The sequence below is a fragment of the Allokutzneria oryzae genome, assembly GCF_042429765.1.
GTDB lineage: Bacteria > Actinomycetota > Actinomycetes > Mycobacteriales > Pseudonocardiaceae > Allokutzneria > Allokutzneria oryzae.
Map to the genome: position 1 here is coordinate 122576 of NZ_JBHLZU010000027.1, position 18307 is coordinate 140882.

The following is an 18307-nucleotide window of genomic DNA, read 5'->3' on the forward strand; positions in this document are numbered from 1 at the left end:
CCCCTCGCCACCCCCTCGCCACCCCCTCGCCACCCCCTCGCCACCCCCTCACCACCCCCTGGCGCCCTCCTTTCGCGTTTTGTCACCTTGATGCGAAATGAGAGCGCTCTTTCGCGCATCAAGGTGACAAAACGCGAAACCTCGACCACGCCAACGGGGGCACGGGGGCGCCAACTGGGGCGGGGGCGCGGGGGCGCTAGCTCGGGGGATCGGGACGGCTTGCAGGACGGGCGCTGGGCGCGGCGGAGGCTGACAGGGGCGCCATATCTGTCTAGACTGTCTAGATGTTGAAGGGGGCGACATGGCAGGTCATTGGCAGGTCCAGGAGGCCAAGCAGCGCTTCAGTGAGCTGGTCAGGTCTGTCGAGGTCGACGGGCCCCAGTTCGTCACCAGGCACGGCGAGGAGGTGGCGGTGGTCATCGGCATCGCCGAGTACCGCCGTCTGCGCGGCGACGTCCAGGGCTTCAAGGAGTTCCTGAGCGCGGGGCCGGACCTCGACTCGCTGGAGATCAGTCGCTCCAGGGAGCCCGCGAGCGTTGTCGACTTCAGTGAGGGTCCGTGAGCTTCCTTCTCGACACGAACGTCGTGTCCGAGGTCCGCAAGAAGACGCCGAACCCCGGGGTGGCCGCGTGGTTCGCGTCCGTCCCGGCGCACGAGCTGTTCCTCAGCGTTCTGGTCGTCGGAGAGATCAGGCAGGGGATCGACCGGCTTGCTCGTCGTGACCCGCGGCAGGCCGAGGTCTTCGAACGCTGGCTCGGGCAGTTGGTCCACACCTACGCGGATCGGATAGTCCCGGTGACCGTCGAAGTCGCGGGGACTTGGGGTCGTCTCAACGTGCCCGACCCGGTTCCGGTCATCGACGGGCTGCTGGCGGCGACGGCGCTGTCGCACGGGTGGACCCTCGTCACTCGCAACACGGCTGATGTCGTCGCGACCGGAGTTCGGTTGCTCAACCCCTTCGAGTCCGGGGCCTGAGCAGGACGTTCGCTAGGCGCGGCGGAGGAGTTCTGCGGGCTGGGCGCCCGCGGACTCCAGCAGTACGCGGACCCCGGCCGGCCACTCGCGTGTTCCGGGCGTCTCCAGCGGAGCGTGCACCGCGACCAACCCGCCGCGCGCGGCGACCTCGCCGTTCCTGCGGATCTCGAACTTGTACGTCACCGACGCCCTGCCGACGTTCGCGACGCGCAGCGAGATGTCCACCAGGTCGCGGAACCACAGCCGCGCCACGTAGTCGACCTCGTAGCGCACTCGCGGGATCGTGGCGAAGAGCTCGGCGATGCCGAGGCGTTCGTGCAGCGTCGCCTCGGCCGCCTCGACCCAGCGGATCACCGTGGAGTGGTGGTAGTGGCCGGTCGCGTCCGTGTCGGTCCACTCGACCCTGCGCTGCACCACGATGCTGGCCGGGTCGCCCACCGGTTCGGTCACGTCCGCTCCCTCGTCTCGACGGTCCTTTGTGGACATACTCCGCCGGTTGGTCGCGGCGGGGTGTTCCCGGGGTAACCGTACGATGACGGATCACGTTGCCGTACAGGGAGATGCCGAGGTGTCGTGCCAGCTGTCCGGTGGAACCCCGTCAACGGGTGTTCTCCTCCTGTTCAAAACAGCCTAAACTGGTCTATTACCCAGCAGGAGGTGTCGCGATGGAGGAGTGGGTCAACAGTATCGCGTGGTCGAACGTGTTCACCCTGGTATTGGCGGTAGTCGCCGTCGTTGCGGCCGTTGTGGCCTGCGCGATGCTGGCGAAGAGCCTGGACCGCGCGCTGCGCAAGGAGCGGCGCGGTTCGCGCAGGGGTGATGACGAACCGCTCAGCGTCGTCGCTGAGCGTTCGTCCACATAGGACGACCCGGCTGAGGTCCCGCGAAGCCCTGCACCTCCGTTCCGGTCATCGGGCGCCATGTCTGGCGAGGTGCCGGGGCTCGCGCCCCGAACTTCTCTGTAGCGCAACGGTTTTCGCATCGCCAGCAGGCGTCGGATCAGGCTGCGCCGACGTGCCTGCTCGTGCAGCTCGCGCTCTCGGTACTGGTGCATCCTGTGCAGCTGTAACGGATCCATGGCTCAGCCCTCCGCCTGCTTGTCGGTGTCGGCGAGGGTGGTCGCGGTGAACACGCGCACGGCCCGGTGCCCCTCCGGGCGCAGGTCGGGGTTGTCGATGCGGTCCTGGTAGCGCCGCATGACGGCCTCGATCTCGGTGTGCATCTCGGCCAGCTCTTCCAGCGTCACGAACGCGACGGTCGCGGCGGCCCTGTTCGCGCTGCGCCAGGACTTCGGCTCGGAGGAGCCTCGTCGCAGTGCCCTCTTCATCCGCGTGAGCTCGTAGTCGAGGAACGTCTCGCTCGCGGCCTCGCCTGCCGCAACCATCTCCGGGCTTGACTTGTGGAAGTCGATGCCCCACGACTGCTCATAGCTGGTCATCCGCCACGGCTTCTCGCGGCCCTGTCCGCCCGGTGCCTGCTCGATGTAGTCGTACTTGGCCAGCATGTTCAGGTGGTAGGAGCAGCTCGCGACGCTCTCGTCCAGCGCCTCGGCGCAGCGCGTCGCGGTGGCCTGCCCCTCGATGGTGAGCAGGTCGATGATCTTCCAGCGCAGCGGGTGCGCCAGCGCGCGCAGCTGCTTGGGGTCCTGGATGTTGCGGTGCTTCTCGGGTGCCATGCATAGCAAGGTAGCTTGCTAAAGGAGTCCTTAGCAAGGTTTCTTGTTATTGGTGTCAGTCCGAGGGCGGGGCGACCGGTCGCCAGCCGATCGGCGTGGACAGCACCATCGCGCTCGACGTCTCGCCGTAGCGGGAGAGCCGCTCCAGCAGCTGCTCCAGCCCCCGGATCGTCGGCGCGGCGACCTTCACCACCGAGCAGATGTCGCCGGTCAGCCGCACGACCTCCATCACCTCGGGGCAGTCCGCGAGCAGCTCCGGGTGCACCGTGATGCACCGCGCCCCGTAGCACTTCATCCGCACGAGCGCGATCACCGGCCGTCCGGCGGCCGTCGGGTCCACGTGCGCGTGGTAGCCCTGGATGACCCCGGCCGCCTCCAGTCGCCGCACCCGCTGCGCCACGGTCGGGGCGGAGACGTGCACCCGGCGGGACAGCTCGTTGTAGGACAGCCGGGCGTCCTCCTGCAGGGCTTCGAGCAGGGCCCAGTCGACCTTGTCGAGCGGCGTGTTCATGAACATAAGCCTAGGTCGGCGATCCGTTTCCGGCCGGAAAGCACAAGGGCCGCATTGACCGTCGACGGCCATTCCACGAGGCCGGTCCGGAGAGCAGCATGGTGCGCGTGAAGACCCAAGAGCCCAACCTGGACTTCGCGGGCACGACTCCCTACGAGGACTACGTGCACGCCTCGGTGCTGCACTCGTTGCAGCAGCGCTGGTCGACCGATCCGGGCGAAATGTCCTTCCTGGTGATCACCCAGATCATGGAGCTGTACTTCGGCCTGCTGTGCTTCGAGTGGCAGCAGGCCCAGCAGGAGCTGCGCGCCGACGACCTCGACTCCGCGCGTCGCACGCTGCACCGCAGCGTGCTGCACCTCCAGGGCGTCAACGCGGCGTGGCGCTCGATCGCCAGGATGACGCCGGAGGAGTTCAACGCCTTCCGCGGCAACCTCGGCGAAGGCTCCGGGTTCCAGTCGGCGATGTACCGGCGCATGGAGTTCCTGCTCGGCGAGAAGTCCGCCTCCATGATCGTTCCGCACCGCGCAGTGCCCGACGTCGAGGCGGCGCTGGAGGCCGCGCTGCACGCGCCGAGCCTCTACGACGACGTGCTCGCCTACCTGCACCGACGCGGTTACGCGGTGCCGACGGAGGTCCTTGAGCGCGACCGCGGCCGCGTCTACGAGGCCAACGAGGGTGTCGAGCGGGTGTGGACGCTGATCTACTCCTCGCGCGCGGAGCACCACGACACGCAGCAGCTCGGCGAGGTGCTCACCGACATCGCCGAGGAGTTCGCCCGCTGGCGCTACGACCACCTGCTCGCCACCCGCCGCGCGATGGGCTCGAAGGCGGGCACCGGCGGCTCGGCGGGCGTCGCCTGGTTGGAGAAGCGCACCCAGCGCACGGTGTTCCCCGAGCTGTGGACCGCCCGCAGCTACGTCGGCTGACTGGAGCAGAAACCGATGTCCCTGACCGAGCGCGCCCGCGAGCTCGACGCGACCGACCCGCTGGCCGACCGGCGCACGCTGTTCGACCTCGACGACTCCGTGGTCTACCTCGACGGCAACTCCCTCGGCGCGCCGCCCCGATCGGTGGCGGAACGGATGGAGGAGGTGGTCCGCCACCAGTGGGGCCGCAGGCTGATCCGCTCCTGGGGGGAGGGCTGGTGGACCGCGCCGGAGCGCGTCGGCGACCGCATCGCCCCGCTGGTCGGCGCGGCACCCGGCCAGGTCGTCGTCGGCGACTCCACCAGTGCGAACCTGTTCAAGGCGCTCGTCGCGGCGATGCGATTGGCGTCGGGGCGCGACGAGATCGTGGTCGACGCCGCGACGTTCCCCACAGACGGCTACATCGCCACCTCGGTGGCCCGGCTTACCGGTGCGGTGATCCGCCCGGCGCCCCTGGACTCGTTGGGGCTCAACGAGAACACAGCGGTCGTGCTGGCCAACCAGGTGGACTACCGCACGGGCCGCGCATACGACGTCGGCGCGATCACCGCCCAGGCGCACGACGCGGGCGCGCTGATGCTGTGGGACCTCTGCCACAGCGCGGGCGCTCTGCCGGTCGATCTCGACGCACACGGGGTGGACCTCGCGGTCGGCTGCACGTACAAGTTCCTCAACGGCGGTCCTGGGTCACCGGCTTTTCTTTACGTGCCAACGCGTTTGCAGGCGAGCTTCGACCAGCCGCTGGCGGGGTGGAACGGGCACAGCGAGCCGTTCGCGATGTCGCAGGAGTTCGAACCGTCCTCGGGGATCGCCAGGGGTCGCTGCGGCACTCCGGACATCCTGTCGCTGCTGGCCCTGGACGCCGCGCTCGACGTGTGGGACGGCGTGACGATCGCCGAGGTCCGCGCGAAAAGCCTTGCGCTGACCGGGTTCTTCCTCGACTGCGTCGACGAGCTGGTCGGCTCACGGGTCTCCGTCGTCACTCCGCGAGACTCGTCGAGGGGCAGCCAGGTCTCGCTGGCCTGCGACGGAGCGCGGGAGGTGATGGACCAGCTGATCGCGCGCGAGGTGATCGGCGACTTCCGCCCGCCGAACGTGCTGCGCTTCGGCTTCGCCCCGCTGTACGGCCGCTACGCCGACGCCTTGCGCGCCGCGCAGACCCTGGCTCAGGTGCTGGGCTGACGCCGGTAGGACCGGATCGGCAGGTCGTCCCTCGTCGCACCCTGCTCCAGGAGGACGGGGCTTCCACCGCAGTTCGGCTCCGGGTAGAGCAGGTGCTTGTACTCCCGAGAGCCGCTCGTGACGGCCCTGAAGCCGCGATCGCCCTCGGGAAAGGTGTGACAGGTCGTGCTGTCCAACGGAATCGGGAAGTCGTGCCGGTCCGGGATGCCGCTCCTGATGCGGTAGAGGCAGAGTGCGGTCCCCAGGCACGCTGCCCCGTTCCGGGTGGAGCGCGGGACCTCCAGGGTGCGGGTGGTCGACGGCGGGCTCAGGCTCGGAGTCCCGCCGGTCGCCGCCGGTGGCCGGTTCTCGTGGAGCGCGAGTGCCACCACCGCGACGATCCCGAGCACGATGACCAGCGGCACGCTCCACTGCGCCCGCTTCGGAGCCTCGTTGATCGTCACCGACCCCGTGACGGTCCCGATCTGGGTGGTGGGGCCGGTGGTGCTGCCAGAGTTCTGGTTGCTGGTGTCGGTCACGGCGCTTCCCCCTGGCGCCTCATCCTGGACGCGCCGGCCGGGCCGTCGAGGCCCGAAGGGAACCACTTCTCCGGCATCCGCCCGAAAACGGTGTCAGCGCAGGACATCGGCCAGGGCGCGGAGAACTTCGGGCCAGGCCGCTGAGAGCGGGTCGATGACCGCGAAGTGGTCCGCGCCGGAGAGCACGCGCAGCTCGCAGCGTTCTCCGGCGACGGCCGCGTAGTTGCGGCTGGCCTCCACCGGCACGATGCCGTCGGCGTCTCCGTGCAGGAGCACCGTCGGCACCGCCGTGGGCGGGAACCGCGTCGGGTCGGCGGCCTCGTAGCGGTCCGGCACCGATTCCGGTGTGCCACCGAGGAGATTGCCCACCGCGTCGTTGTCGAGCCGGAGCCGCGAGGCCAGCCCCAGGTCGCACACGCCCGCCAGCGACACCACTCCCGTCACCGCCCTCCGCGACGCCGCCCACAACGCCAGGTGGCCGCCCGCCGAGTGCCCGATCAGCGCGACGCGGCCCAGGTCCGCGTCGTCGCCGAGCAGCGCGGGCAGGGCGCCCAGGAAGGCCGCGACGTCGTCGAAGGTGCCCGGCCAGCCGCCGCCTGGTTGGCCGGTGCGGCGGTACTCCACGGCGCACACGAGGTAGCCCTCAGCCCGCAGCGCGTTGCACATCGGCCGGGCGTGCACCCGGTCGTACTCCGCGCGCCAGAAGCCGCCGTGGATGACCACCGCGACCGGGTGCGGGCCCTCGCCCCGCGGGAACCACAGGTCGGCGACGTGGTCGGGATGCTCGCCGTACGCCACGGTGCGGTCCGGGCCGGGGGCCGGGCGGGACAGCACCTCGCGGGAGTCGGTCACGGCTGGACGCTAGCAAAGGACTGTCGGTGGGTGCTGAGAAGCTGATCATCCCTGCACTCGCGTCAACGAGGAGAGAACGTGGAAGTCTCGGGCATCGTCAGCGCCGTGGTCGTCGGCATGATCATCGGGGTGGTCGCCCGGATCGTGGTTCCTGGCAAGCAGCGCATCCCCCTGTGGCTCACCGCCCTCGTCGGCATCGTGGCCGCGCTGCTCGGCACCTTCGTCGCCACCCTGCTCGGCATCGGCGAGACCCCTGGCGTCGACTGGATCGAGGTGCTCATCCAGGTCGGCATCGCCGCGGTCGGAGTCACCGTCGCCTCCGCCCAGCTCGCCCCGAAGCGCAGGCGCAGGCGCGCACGCAGGTAGGGGTGCGCCGGGCCGCTTGCCGGGGAGAGAGGTCACGGCAAGCGGTCCCGGCGCGGCTCACGCGGCGAGGGTCGTCCTGGTGGGGGTCTCCGCGCGGAACAGGTCGAGCACCGGGCAGTGGCGGTCGACGTTCCAGCGCAGCTCCTCGTAGCGCTCGCGGGACTCCGGCCCGGTCAGCGACACCGCCACCCTGATCGCGGAGAAACCGGGGCGGACGTGGTCGGCGATGCCGAAGAAGCCGCGCACGTCCAGGTCGCCCTCCACCGCGACCGACACCGAGTCGAGCCGGATGCCCAGGCGTGCCGCCCAGAACTGGTAGGTGATCACCTGGCAGGAGCCGAGCGCGGCGAGGGCGTACTCCACCGGGTTGGGGGCGAGGTCGGTGCCACCGAGGGAGACCGGCTCGTCGACGGCGAAGCCGTGCGCGCGGGCCTCGACGCTGACCTGCGTCGCGGTGCCGGGGACCAGGGAGTTGGTGACGCGGAAGGTGACCGCGGCGGCGCCGACGTCGTCGGCGACCGCGTCGCGGGTCGCGTCGATGACTTCTGACAGGGACGTGGCTTCTGGCAAGGACATGGCTGTGCTCCTGGGGGCTGAACGGAAAAAGGGAATCGCTTCAGGCCTGGGAGCTCGGACAGCGGCAGGTGGTCGACCGGCACAGGTCGACGTGGCGCCTTTTCGTGAGGAGCGGAATGCTCACCGCGCTATGGTCGGGTTCGGCCGGTCCGCGGTCAAGGAAAAGGAATTCGATTACCCCGGTAGCAGGTACTCCTCCCACATCGTGGGCCGGTGCTGTCCGGACCGCGAACCGCGCTGTTAGCCTCGGTGACGTGAATGGACTGGTACGACGCCTCCACGTGGATCTGCTCCGCGTGAACAGCATGGGCTGTCGCCGCTGCGCGGGCTGAGCCCCGGCTTCCTCATTCGCTCGTCCCCCTCTGTGTGAGCACGATTCCGTCTTTCGGTTTCGTGGCGATTCCGCGCGCCCTTTTTCGCTGACCTCTCCTCAGGAGCACAATCATGTCCGAGGCATCCGAAAATACGTCCGGGTGGTCTTTCGAGACCAGGCAGGTGCACTCCGGGACCCAGGCCGACCCGGCCACCGGAGCCCGTGCCGTGCCGATCTACCAGACGACCTCGTTCGTCTTCCGCGACACCGAGCACGCGGCGAACCTGTTCAGCCTCGCCGAGCCCGGCAACATCTACACGCGGATCAACAACCCGACGCAGGACGCGCTCGAACAGCGGGTCGCGGCGCTGGAGGGCGGGGTCGCCGCCGTGGCGCTCTCCTCGGGTCAGGCTGCCGAGACGCTGGCCGTGCTGACCCTCGCGCAGGCCGGTGACCACATCGTCTCCAGCGCCTCGCTCTACGGCGGCACCTACAACCTGTTCCACTACACGCTGCCCAAGCTCGGCATCGAGGTCAGCTTCGTCGACAACCCGGACGACCTCGACGCGTGGCGGGCCGCGACCCGGCCGAACACCAAGGCGTTCTTCGCCGAGACGCTGGCCAACCCGCGCAGCAACGTGCTCGACATCGCCGCCGTCTCCGAGGTGGCGCACGCCGCCGGTGTCCCGCTGATCGTGGACAACACCGTGCCGACCCCGTACCTGTTGCGCCCCTTGGAACACGGCGCGGACATCGTGGTGCACTCCGCGACGAAGTACCTCGGCGGCCACGGCAACGCCATCGGCGGCATCGTGGTGGACGGCGGGAGGTTCGACTTCGGTGCGGAGCCCGAGCGGTTCCCCGGCTTCAACGAGCCGGACCCGAGCTACAACGGCCTGCGGTACTGGCCGGTGCTCGGCCACGGCGCGTTCGCGGCGAAGCTGCGCGTGCAGGGGCTGCGCGACCTCGGGCCCGCGATCTCGCCGTTCAACGCTTTCCTTCTGCTGCAAGGCATCGAGACGTTGTCGTTGCGCATCGAGCGGCACGTGTCCAACGCGCAGGCGCTCGCGGAGTGGCTCAACGCGCGCGACGAGGTCGAGGTCGTGCACTACGCGGGTCTGCCAGGCAGCCCCTGGTACGACCTCGGTCAGCGCTACCTGCCCAAGGGCGCGGGCGCGGTGGTCTCCTTCGAGCTGCGCGGTGGTGTGGACGCGGGGCGCGCGTTCGTGGACGGGCTTGAGCTGTTCAGCCACCTGGTGAACATCGGCGACGTGCGCAGCCTTGTCGCGCACCCTGCGAGCACGACGCACAGCCAGCTCTCCGAAGCGGAGCAGTTGGCCAGCGGGGTGACCCCCGGCCTGGTACGCCTCGCCGTGGGCATCGAAGGCGTCGAGGACCTGAAAGCTGACCTGGACGCAGGGTTCCGGGCAGCGAAGTCAGCCCTCGGCGGATGACGCTGATCCGCACGACAGCGTCGGGTTCCCTTCCCGTCACGGGAGCGTGGCGGGAAGGGAACCCCTTGGGGCGGCGCGAGTTCTTCGCGTTGCCCGGCCCGCTGAGGCTCCAGGGCGGCGCTAGTCTCCCCGGCGCGCGGCTGGCGTACGAGACCTGGGGGACCCTGGCTCCGGACGCCGGGAATGCCGTCCTGGTGCTGCACGCGCTCACCGGGGACAGCCACGTCGCCGGTGCGGTCGAGCCCGGACATCCCACCCCCGGCTGGTGGAACGAGCTGATCGGTCCGGGCAAGCCGCTGGACACCGACCGGTGGTTCGTCGTCGCTCCCAACGCACTCGGTGGCTGTCAGGGCAGCACGGGGCCTTCTTCCCTTGAGCCACAAGGAAAACCGTGGGGGAGCAGGTTTCCTGTCCTCACGTTGCGGGACCTGGTGCGGGCCGAGGTCCAACTCGCCGACGCACTGGGCGTCCACCGCTGGGCCGCGGTGATCGGCGGCTCGCTCGGCAGCCTGCGCGCGCTGGAGTGGGCGGTCGACCAGCCCGATCGCGTCAAGTCGGCGTTGTTGTTGGCGGGGACCGCGGTGTCCTCGGCGGAGCAGATCGCCTGGTGCGCGGCCCAGGTGCACGCGATCACTGGTGATCCGGCCTGGCACGGCGGTGACTTCTACGACGAGCCGGTGGGGCCGAACGTCGGACTCGGCCTGGCAAGGCGGATCGCGCACATCACCTATCGGAGCCCTGCCGAGCTCGACGCGCGGTTCGGCCACGCTCACCAGCCGGGCGAGGAGAGGTACGCGGTTGAGTCCTATTTGGACCATCAGGCGTGGAAACTGGTGCGGCGCTTCGACGCCGGCAGCTATGTGACTCTGACGAAGGCGATGGCGGCCTATGACGTCGGCCTTGACCGGGGTGGTGTCGAAGCGGCACTGCGGCGGGTCACGGCGCGGACCGTGGTGGCCGGTGTGGACAGCGACCGGCTGTTCCCGTTGGAGCAGCAACGCGCGCTGGCCGAAGGCATCCCGACATCGGGGCCGTTGCGAGTGGTGCGGTCCGACCACGGTCACGACGGCTTTCTCATCGAGACCGACCAGGTAGGACACCTCCTCACGGACCTCCTCGACCAGGTCTGAGCCAATGACGAGTTTGGGTCGTTGGCTGCCCTGGATGAGTCATTGAGGGCACTGGGTGCCCCGAAGGGTCCCTTCAGGGCATCCCGGCGCGTGGAGTGGCTGCACCAGGACGGAAGTCGGGGCGTTCCTCGAAACCTGGGTGAACAGGCTCAAGGCCGTGGCCGGTACAGCTGCCAGGGCGCGGGTCCCGCACTGGGCGCGCTGTAGGGAGCCGTGAGCGCCTCGCCCTCCACCGAAACGGGCCAGCCGCCTGTGCGGTACACCTCCGCCACGTTCTCCAAGGTGGCGGAGTCGGTGACCCTGTGGGCGTGGCCCTCCAGCACCAGGTCGATGCCGCGCAGCCGCACCGACACGCTGCATGCCGGGTTCGCCGCGAGGTTGCGCGACTTGCGCGTACCCGGCCCGCTGGTGAAGTACAGCGCGCCGTCCACACACACGGCCCCCACGCCCGCCGAGTGCGGCCGCCCATCGGGTCGCACGGTCGCCACGAAGAACGTCAGGTCGGCCTTGGGCGTGTCGCTGGCGAGGATGTCGCACGGACGGCTCCACGGCAGCGCCGCGGACCCGTAGCGGTCGAGGTTGGTGGTCGAGATCGGCTCAGCCACGATGTCAGTCATACCCATGCGTCGAACGGGACGACCCCGGATCGACACGAGGGACCGACGAATTTTCCCGGCGGTCAGCCGCGGGGCGCGTACATGATCACCGCAGCGCCGATCCAGGAACACCAGCCTCGCGCCACCGATCTCGAACAACGCGGCCACCGCGAAAAGCTTGCGCAGCAAGGGATCAGCGGTGCTCAGTCCGCGGTGCCGAACAGTGTGCTGGAGCTGACGGCAGAACCACCCTCACCAAGATTGTTGCACAATATCTGTCAAGATTGTGTACCTTGAACTCGTCCGCGGGTGAGAGGAGAGGTCGTGCCACGGCGAGAACTGCCCCGGTGGTCGGACGTCGGCCCCCTGCTCAACCTGCGCCTGCCCGAGCTCAACCCGGTGCGGCGGCGGTTGGCCAACGCCCACACCGTCGCCGATCTGCGGACGCTCGCCCGCAGACGCACGCCGCGTTCGGTGTTCGACTACGTGGACGGAGCCGCTGAGGGCGAGCACGGCATCCGCGCGGCACGTGCGGCGTTCCGAGGCCTGGTGTTCCACCCCCGAGTGCTGCGCGACGTGTCCACAGTAGACACGAGTCGGCACGTCCTCGGCGAACGGGCCGAACTGCCCTTGGTGTTGGCGCCCACCGGGTTCACGCGGATGATGCACCACGAAGGCGAGGTCGCGGTCGCGCGTGCTGCCGCCCGGCACGGCGTGCCGTACACGCTGTCCACGATGGGGACCACCTCGGTCGAGGACCTGGCGGCGGCCGTGCCTCAGGGGCGCCGGTGGTTCCAGCTGTACCTGTGGCGCGACCGCGAGGCGAGCCGGGAGCTCATCGAGCGCGCCCGCTCCTCCGGGTACGACACCCTCGTGCTCACCGTGGACACCCCGGTCGCGGGCTCCCGGCTACGAGACGTGCGCAACGGCCTGACCATCCCCCCGAGGTTGGGGCCGCGCACCCTGGCCGACATGGCCCGCCACCCGGCGTGGTGGTTGAACCTGCTGACCACCGGGCCGCTGGAGTTCGCCTCGCTGCGGCACTGGCAGGGGACCGTCGCCGACCTGGTCGACCACATGTTTGACCCCTCGGCATCCCTGGCGGACCTGCGCTGGCTGCGGGAGAACTGGGACGGCCAACTGGTCGTGAAGGGGATCCAGCACGTGGAGGACGCGCACGCCGTGGTCGACCTCGGCGCGGACGGCGTCGTGGTGTCCAACCACGGTGGTCGTCAGCTCGACCGTGCGCCACTGCCGCTCGCGTTGCTGCCCGTGGTCGTCGGCGAGGTCGGCGACCGGGCCGAGGTGTTCCTGGACACCGGCGTGCTGAGCGGAGCCGACGTGGTCGCCGCCGTCGCGCTCGGGGCCAGCGCCGTGCTGGTCGGCAGGTGCTACCTGTACGGGCTGATGGCGGGTGGAGAACGCGGTGTGGACCGCGCGCTGGACATCCTCGCCACCGAGGTCCGGCGCACTCTGCGGCTGCTCGGTGTGTCCACAGTGGACGATCTCACTCCCGGCCACGTGGCCTTGGGAACCGCACAGCACTGAAACCCCGACCGGAAGGACGATCGCCGATGCCGAACACGCTCACGCGGTGCGCGGAGCTCACCACCACGACCACTCCGCTGACCGAGCTCGACGTCGACGTGGTCGTCGTGACGGCCGGGCTCGACGACGACGGAGCCCTGGTCCTCGCCGAGGACGCGCGGGCCATCGACGCCGCGACCGGCGGGGCACTGCGCGCCACGCTCCAGCGCACCGACTACCGGGCGGCCTGGGCCTCTCAGCGGTTCGTGAACCTGCCGGGGACGACCTTCGGCGCGGTGCTCGTCGTCGGGGTCGGCCGCGAAGCGCGGGAGCCCGGCGAACTGCGGATCACCCTGCGCGAGCGGCGGCACGCGTTGGCCGCCGGGGTCGCGGGCCTCACCGGCGGCCGAGTCGCCGTGCGCGTGGGTGCGGACTGGGACCCGTTGCTGGCCGAGACGGTGGCGCTGGCGACCTACCGCTTCGACCGGTACGCCGAGAAACCCCGGCCTGCCCGGCTCGTCCTCAGCTGCGCACGGCAGCCCGACGCGGATGCCTTGGCGGAACTGGACTCCAGGCTGCGCTCGGTGTGCTTCGCCCGGGACTGGGTCAACCTGCCCGGCGGCGCGAAGCGGCCCGCCGCCAGTGCCGAGTTGCTGCTCGCCGAGGGCGCGCAAGCCGGCGTTGAGGTGCACGTCTACTCGACCGAGGACCTGGTCGCGGCGGGAGCGGGCGGCATAGTCGGGGTCGGTCAGGGTTCGGCCGAACCGGCGCGGATCGTGCGACTCACCGCCTACGGGGACGACTCCCCGCCGCCACTGGTGCTGGTCGGCAAGGGCCTCACCTATGACGCGGGCGGCATCAACCTCAAGACCGCGTGGCTGGAACACATGAAACTGGACATGGGCGGTGCGGCCGCCTGTGTCGGCGCGGTCCTGCACGCGGGCCGCCGCCCGCGCCGGCGCACCGTGCAAGCCTGGATCGCCTTGGCGGAGAACATCACCTCGGCGACGTCCTACCTGACAGGGGACGTCCTGCGCATGCACAACGGCACCAGCGTCGAGGTCGCCAACACTGACGCGGAGGGCCGACTCGCCCTGGCCGACGCGATGAGCCTGGCCGACGCCGGTGGCGCTGCGGCGGTCCTGACCGTCGCCACCCTGACCGGCTCCGCCATCGCCAGCCTCGGCCCGCGCACGGCAGCGATCAACTCCGCCGACGACGACCTCACCCGGGCGGTGCTCGACGCCGCGGCGGCAGCGGGGGAGAGCATGTGGCGCATGCCCCATCTGCCCTACTTCGCCGAGTCGCTGCGCTCCAAGGTCGCCGACGTGGCCAACCTCGGCATGGCCCAGGGGCAGTCGATGGTGGCCGCGGAGTTCCTGCGCCGCTTCGCCCCCGTGGGAGCGCCGTACCTGCACCTCGACCTGGCGGGCCCGGCGTTCAACATGGGGGAGCCCTACGACGGCGTGCCCTCGGGCGGCACCGGCTACGGCGTGCGCAGCCTCATCGAACTGGCCGACCGGTTGTGAGGCCCTAGTGGCCGAGCAAGCGGACGCTCTCCTCCGCGCGGTGCAACGCGGTCAGCAGTGCGGCCCTGCCGGTGAAGTCGATGTCCTCGGTGAGGGCTTCCTCCGCGGCACCGCCGCCCTGCAAGAGCTTCTCCACCAACTGCCGGTGGACGACGGCCATCCGCGCGGCGTCGAAGTCCGGGCGGACGAAGGTGAGCAGCAGCCGCACCTCGTCCTCGCACCGGTGGTAGGCGTCGAGCACGTGCATGTTGCCCGCCGCGGCGACGATCGCGCGGTGGATGGCGCTGTGCGCCTCGGTCAGTTCCAGCCAGGAGGGGCTCGACGGGCGTTCGGCCAGCGCCTCAAGGCGTTCCACCTCGACGAGCACCGGCGTCAGGTCCGCGCCCGCCGCGAGTGCCATGCGGAGCGCGCCGAGTTCGAGCAGCTTGCGGTAGTCGAAGACCTCGTCGATGCGCTGCCTGCTCAACGGCGCGACGACGGCTCCCCGATGGCGCTCGTGGATCACCAGGCCGCGGTCGACGAGCAGGCGCAGGGCCGAGCGGATCGTGTGCCTGCCGACGTCGAAGCGCTCGGCCAGGTCCTCCTCGCGCAGCCGGGTGCCGACGGGGTGGGCGCCGTCGAGCAACTCGTCCCGCAAAGCCGCGGCGACCCGCCCGGGAACTGTCTGCGAACCGCTGTCGTTGCTGGCTGGCACAGCCATTTCCGCCCCTTGTCCCCGCACTGTCGACTATTGGTCAATACGATATACCGCAGTTCTGTCTCACAATTACTCTAATAATTGTTGCGCAATCCGAACCAGGAGTGATCATGCCCATCGACGGAGTCCGGGTGTACGGCGACAGCGGGCAGCCAGTGCTCCTGCTGCCCGGTGGCGCCGAGTCCTGCGACGGCTTCTTCCCCGGCCTGCGCGAGGGGCTCCTCGCCGAGCCGGGCTGCCGCGTGATCGAGCACGACCGCCCCGGCACCGGAACCTCGACCACGGCCGGATCGCTGACCGACGCGGCGGCGCACCTCAACGCCCTCGTCGACGAACTCGGCTGCGGTCCCGTAGTGGTGGTGGGGCAGAGCCTCGGCGGCGCGGTGGCGACGTTGTTCGCCCGCGATTTCCCGGACAACGTCGCGGGCGTGGTGCTGCTCGACCCCACGCCGATCAACAACCCCGACATCTGCGCCCGCCTGGAACGCACGATGGGCATGGCCAGGCGGTTCGCCGCGCTCCCGTTCGGCCCCCGCCTCATCGCCGCCCTCCTGCACAACGCGAACAAGCGGACAACCCGGCGCCTGCGACTCCGGCCGGACTGCGCGGCCGCGTTGGCGAGGACGAACTTGGACTTCCCCCAGTTGGCGGCGGCGGTGCACGGCATCACCGAGATCTCCCGGGCGATGCGCGAGGAGGACCTGCCCCGCCTGCCCTCGGCGGTGGTCACGGCCGATCGCAAGCCCGACGCGGCGATCCAACTCGCCCACCAGCGACTCGCCACCGCGTTCGGTGCGCCTCTGCTCCGCTGGCCGGGCGCGACCCACAGCGTCCACCTCGACCACCCGGACGAAACCCTGGCCACTGTGCGGGACGTGGTGGCAGCAACAGATCGCGGGTAACGGGAGCAGCCCTTCGGGATCGAAGCCATGTCCGGGCTGCTCGACGGACTGCCAGTCCACCGCAGTCGACCGTTCGTGAGTCTCCGCGAGAACTCCGTGAGAGCGGCCTCGATCCGGCTGAGGGGCATCTCGCAGCGCGGCGGAGTACAAGATGGCTCCGACGTCTCCGCGCACTCCGAACAGCACCTCGTGGACGGGATGGTTGTGGGCCGATCGCGGTGTACAGCGCGGCGAGTCTGTTCGGCTCTGTCCGTCCACAACAGACTGTCCACTTGGGCCTGTCCGAGATCGGGCATGACGCGCACGAAGGTGACGACTTCGGTTACTTGCGCTCGTCCTTCACGACAGAGAACGCGATAGCGCGTCGTGCTCGGCGAGTGTTACCGGCTACCTCGCGGGTCCGAGCGCCCGAAGTCGGCGAGGCGGCCGCTACCAGCTTCGCGCGCGGTAGCGGCTGCCTCTGACGTGCTTGTTGCCGTGGTCAAAACGACCTCATACGGGGTCTCTCGGACATCTCCGCAGGTCGCAAGTAGGTAACCATGTCGGCTGTCCCGAACGACTCATTCAGCGCACTCAACGCCCTGAATGAGTCGTTCGGGGCGTGGGTCAGCGCGGGGCGCCGAGAGATCCGGGGAGCACGATGACGTCCGCCGCCTTCACGAAGGCGACGCGGTGGCCGAAGTACACCTGGAAGTAGCGTTCATCGCCGCGCACGACGACTCGCGGGCCTGCCCACTCCTTGGCGAAGTAGTACTCCGACGGCACGAACGCGTCGCCGAGCACGTAGCGCTGGCCCGCGGACATGGTGTACTGCAACGGTTCCACGGTTTGTGCTGGCACTCCGGTGCCCTCGTAGGCGTCCGCTTCCGGGTAGGCGATGCCGAACACCGGGACGGAGGCCAGACCCGGCCGGGGAGTCACGACGAAGCCTGTCCCCGATACCGAGGCCGGAGCGCTGGAAGGGTTGTGGAACCAGGCTTTCTGGCCGAGGTACCACACCGCCGTCCAGTCGCCCGAGCGGCCGGCGACCGCGAACTGCTGGCCGGTGTCGACGCGGCCGCCGATGTCGCTGACCTGGCGGGTGCTGTCGCTGCCGTCCGGACGCAGGCCGATGTCCTTGACCAGTGGGGCGTCCGCGCGCGGCTCGGTGTGCAGGAAGACGGTGTTGGTGCCGCGCGTCGGACACGGGTCGGCGGGCTTCTTGTCGTCACAGCCGTACATCGGCGGGTGGTTGGTGGCGTAGTCGGGCTTGATCGTGACGATGCCGGAGTGCTTGCCGCCCCGGCTGGTGAACGGCGTCTTCAGCAGGTCGAAGTAGTGCGCCCAGTCCCAGTAGGGGCCCGGGTCCCAGTGCATGCCGCGGACCTTGGCGGGCGCGACTCCCGGGACGTTGTCGTGGCCGAGGATGTGCGCGCGGTCCAGCGGGACTCCGTGCTTGAGCGCCAGGTACCGCACCAGCCGCGCCGACGTGCGGTACATCGCCTCGGTGTACCAGGTGCCCTTCGCCGCGAAGCCCTCGTGCTCAAGGCCGATCGAGTGCGTGTTGACGTACCAGTTGCCCGCGTGCCACGCGACGTCCTTGGCCTTGACGTGCTGGGCGATGTGGCCGTCGGAGGAACGCAGCGAGTACTGCCAGCTCACCCACTTCGGGTCCTTGATCAGCCGGAGCGTGGTGTCCCAGTAGCCCTCGGTGTCGTGGATGATGATGTACTTGATCGGCATGTCGGCCGGCCGGTTGGCCTTGTCGTGGTTGCCGTACTTCGCCGGGTCGCTGGGCGTGTGGTGCTCGTAGGCGGCGGGAAGCCACTCGCAGCCGAGGTCGCGCGGGCACTCAGCCTCGTTGGGAGCGCTCGGTTTCAGGCCCATCCGGTCCACGACGCCGGTGTCCGGCTTGACATCGGTCAGCGCCGCAAGACGCACCGCGTGACCGTCGTCGGTCGTGCGCGCCACGCCCTCGCGGATCACCTCGAAGACGTCGTCGGCGAAACGCCTGGCGGTCGCGGTATCCGTTGCGCCGCTGTACTTCGCGACCGCGCCGTACCAGTCGGCGGGATCGGCCCCGGATCTGCCGAGCGCGCGCTGGTGCGAGGCGAGCAGGGCGGCGCCGCCCCGGATGTTCTGTCTGGCATCGGTCCGCAGGACTGCTCTGGTGACGCCGGTGAGCCGTTCGGCGGCCTCGATCGTGCGCAGCTCCGCCGGGATCGGGCCGTTCGGCGTGGTGTTCACCGCCTTGAGCGGCCTGCTCAGGTCACCGCGCGGGTCCTCGGCGTCCGAGCCGTGGTGGTCGTCCACGTTCAGCGCGGTGGCGTCGGTGAGGTGCATGGGGCCGTAGCCCGCGCCTCGGCTCGGAGCGCCCGCGTTGGTGTCCCAGCGGGACTCCAGGAAGGAGACGCCCAACAGCACGCTTTCCGGGACGCCGAACTCCTTCGCCGCCGTGGCGAACTCGCCTTGGCGGCCGGGGTCGGGGGCGGCGGCCCCCGGGCTCGGCAACACCAACGCGGCGACCGCCGCGAGCGCGGTGCCCGTTAATGCAGGGGAAACGGACATCGGTGACCTCCTGGAGACCCGGTACTCG

The 18307-nt window shown here is 69.9% G+C and carries 22 protein-coding genes; 12 read left to right on the forward strand and 10 right to left on the reverse strand.

What is annotated here, in order from left to right; genetic code table 11:
* Positions 1-301 precede the first annotated feature (301 nt).
* Together ACFFQA_RS31275 and ACFFQA_RS31280 are read left to right on the forward strand one after the other, a co-directional pair.
* Complete coding sequence (locus ACFFQA_RS31275; RefSeq protein WP_377860157.1) at positions 302-562, forward strand: type II toxin-antitoxin system Phd/YefM family antitoxin; 261 nt, start codon at positions 302-304, stop codon at positions 560-562.
* On the forward strand, positions 559-975 hold the full coding sequence (locus tag ACFFQA_RS31280; RefSeq protein ID WP_377860159.1) for a type II toxin-antitoxin system VapC family toxin: 417 nt from the start codon (positions 559-561) through the stop codon (positions 973-975). The genes ACFFQA_RS31275 and ACFFQA_RS31280 overlap by 4 nt, the downstream gene beginning before the upstream one ends.
* Before the next feature lie 12 nt (positions 976-987).
* Here ACFFQA_RS31280 and ACFFQA_RS31285 read toward each other — a convergent pair whose 3' ends face one another.
* Entirely contained in the window at positions 988-1425 is a 438-nt protein-coding gene (locus ACFFQA_RS31285) for an acyl-CoA thioesterase (protein WP_377860161.1), read from the reverse strand.
* Between the two features lie 215 nt (positions 1426-1640).
* Between ACFFQA_RS31285 and ACFFQA_RS31290 the strand changes: the two genes are divergently transcribed.
* Positions 1641-1838: a hypothetical protein gene (locus ACFFQA_RS31290; protein WP_377860163.1), complete on the forward strand. Its 198-nt coding sequence runs from the start codon at positions 1641-1643 to the stop codon at positions 1836-1838.
* A gap of 218 nt (positions 1839-2056) precedes the next feature.
* Here ACFFQA_RS31290 and ACFFQA_RS31295 read toward each other — a convergent pair whose 3' ends face one another.
* Together ACFFQA_RS31295 and ACFFQA_RS31300 are read right to left on the reverse strand one after the other, a co-directional pair.
* Entirely contained in the window at positions 2057-2650 is a 594-nt protein-coding gene (locus ACFFQA_RS31295; protein ID WP_377860165.1) for a helix-turn-helix domain-containing protein, read from the reverse strand.
* A gap of 55 nt (positions 2651-2705) precedes the next feature.
* A complete protein-coding gene (locus ACFFQA_RS31300; protein WP_377860167.1) occupies positions 2706-3161 on the reverse strand; it encodes an Lrp/AsnC family transcriptional regulator in 456 nt (151 codons plus the stop codon).
* Between the two features lie 107 nt (positions 3162-3268).
* Here ACFFQA_RS31300 and ACFFQA_RS31305 point away from each other — a divergent pair, with 107 nt between their 5' ends.
* Together ACFFQA_RS31305 and kynU are read left to right on the forward strand one after the other, a co-directional pair.
* A complete protein-coding gene (locus ACFFQA_RS31305) occupies positions 3269-4090 on the forward strand; it encodes a tryptophan 2,3-dioxygenase (RefSeq protein ID WP_377860169.1) in 822 nt (273 codons plus the stop codon).
* A gap of 15 nt (positions 4091-4105) precedes the next feature.
* Entirely contained in the window at positions 4106-5272 is a 1167-nt protein-coding gene (gene kynU / locus ACFFQA_RS31310) for a kynureninase (RefSeq protein WP_377860171.1), read from the forward strand.
* Here kynU and ACFFQA_RS31315 read toward each other — a convergent pair.
* Positions 5257-5790 (reverse strand): hypothetical protein, encoded by a 534-nt coding sequence (locus ACFFQA_RS31315; protein ID WP_377860173.1) that lies wholly within the window; start codon positions 5788-5790, stop codon positions 5257-5259. The genes kynU and ACFFQA_RS31315 overlap by 16 nt on opposite strands.
* A gap of 93 nt (positions 5791-5883) precedes the next feature.
* Positions 5884-6642, reverse strand: coding sequence for an alpha/beta hydrolase family protein (locus ACFFQA_RS31320; RefSeq protein WP_377860175.1), 759 nt, complete (start codon positions 6640-6642; stop codon positions 5884-5886).
* Between the two features lie 78 nt (positions 6643-6720).
* Between ACFFQA_RS31320 and ACFFQA_RS31325 the strand changes: the two genes are divergently transcribed.
* Positions 6721-7008 carry a GlsB/YeaQ/YmgE family stress response membrane protein gene (locus ACFFQA_RS31325; protein ID WP_377860177.1) on the forward strand — a complete coding sequence of 96 codons (288 nt, stop codon included), beginning with the start codon at positions 6721-6723 and terminating at the stop codon, positions 7006-7008.
* 57 nt (positions 7009-7065) lie between these two features.
* Here ACFFQA_RS31325 and ACFFQA_RS31330 read toward each other — a convergent pair whose 3' ends face one another.
* Together ACFFQA_RS31330 and ACFFQA_RS31335 are read right to left on the reverse strand one after the other, a co-directional pair.
* Positions 7066-7584, reverse strand: coding sequence for an OsmC family protein (locus tag ACFFQA_RS31330; RefSeq protein WP_377860179.1), 519 nt, complete (start codon positions 7582-7584; stop codon positions 7066-7068).
* A 40-nt stretch (positions 7585-7624) separates the two neighbouring features.
* The gene (locus ACFFQA_RS31335) at positions 7625-7891 is read right to left on the reverse strand and encodes a putative leader peptide (RefSeq protein WP_377860181.1); all 267 of its coding nucleotides are present in this window, start codon (positions 7889-7891) and stop codon (positions 7625-7627) included.
* 137 nt (positions 7892-8028) lie between these two features.
* Here ACFFQA_RS31335 and ACFFQA_RS31340 point away from each other — a divergent pair, with 137 nt between their 5' ends.
* Positions 8029-9351: a bifunctional o-acetylhomoserine/o-acetylserine sulfhydrylase gene (locus tag ACFFQA_RS31340; RefSeq protein ID WP_377860183.1), complete on the forward strand. Its 1323-nt coding sequence runs from the start codon at positions 8029-8031 to the stop codon at positions 9349-9351.
* Entirely contained in the window at positions 9348-10481 is a 1134-nt protein-coding gene (metX, locus tag ACFFQA_RS31345; protein WP_377860185.1) for a homoserine O-acetyltransferase MetX, read from the forward strand. The genes ACFFQA_RS31340 and metX overlap by 4 nt, the downstream gene beginning before the upstream one ends.
* A gap of 149 nt (positions 10482-10630) precedes the next feature.
* Here the strand turns inward: metX and ACFFQA_RS31350 are convergent, their stop codons facing one another.
* Positions 10631-11098 carry a pyridoxamine 5'-phosphate oxidase family protein gene (locus ACFFQA_RS31350; RefSeq protein WP_377860848.1) on the reverse strand — a complete coding sequence of 156 codons (468 nt, stop codon included), beginning with the start codon at positions 11096-11098 and terminating at the stop codon, positions 10631-10633.
* Positions 11099-11179: 81 nt separating this feature from the next.
* Here ACFFQA_RS31350 and ACFFQA_RS31355 point away from each other — a divergent pair, with 81 nt between their 5' ends.
* From ACFFQA_RS31355 to ACFFQA_RS31365, 3 genes are read left to right on the forward strand one after another with little or no spacing between them, the layout of a single operon-like run.
* On the forward strand, positions 11180-11374 hold the full coding sequence (locus tag ACFFQA_RS31355) for a hypothetical protein (RefSeq protein ID WP_377860187.1): 195 nt from the start codon (positions 11180-11182) through the stop codon (positions 11372-11374).
* 27 nt (positions 11375-11401) lie between these two features.
* Positions 11402-12625: an alpha-hydroxy acid oxidase gene (locus ACFFQA_RS31360; protein WP_377860189.1), complete on the forward strand. Its 1224-nt coding sequence runs from the start codon at positions 11402-11404 to the stop codon at positions 12623-12625.
* A 26-nt stretch (positions 12626-12651) separates the two neighbouring features.
* Positions 12652-14133 carry a leucyl aminopeptidase family protein gene (locus tag ACFFQA_RS31365; RefSeq protein WP_377860191.1) on the forward strand — a complete coding sequence of 494 codons (1482 nt, stop codon included), beginning with the start codon at positions 12652-12654 and terminating at the stop codon, positions 14131-14133.
* A gap of 4 nt (positions 14134-14137) precedes the next feature.
* Here ACFFQA_RS31365 and ACFFQA_RS31370 read toward each other — a convergent pair whose 3' ends face one another.
* Complete coding sequence (locus ACFFQA_RS31370) at positions 14138-14833, reverse strand: GntR family transcriptional regulator (protein WP_377860193.1); 696 nt, start codon at positions 14831-14833, stop codon at positions 14138-14140.
* A 107-nt stretch (positions 14834-14940) separates the two neighbouring features.
* Here ACFFQA_RS31370 and ACFFQA_RS31375 point away from each other — a divergent pair, with 107 nt between their 5' ends.
* Complete coding sequence (locus tag ACFFQA_RS31375; protein ID WP_377860195.1) at positions 14941-15732, forward strand: alpha/beta fold hydrolase; 792 nt, start codon at positions 14941-14943, stop codon at positions 15730-15732.
* A 606-nt stretch (positions 15733-16338) separates the two neighbouring features.
* On the opposite strand, the gene ACFFQA_RS31380 is transcribed toward ACFFQA_RS31375, so the two are convergent.
* On the reverse strand, positions 16339-18279 hold the full coding sequence (locus tag ACFFQA_RS31380; protein WP_377860197.1) for an N-acetylmuramoyl-L-alanine amidase: 1941 nt from the start codon (positions 18277-18279) through the stop codon (positions 16339-16341).
* Between the last annotated feature and the right edge of the window lie 28 nt (positions 18280-18307).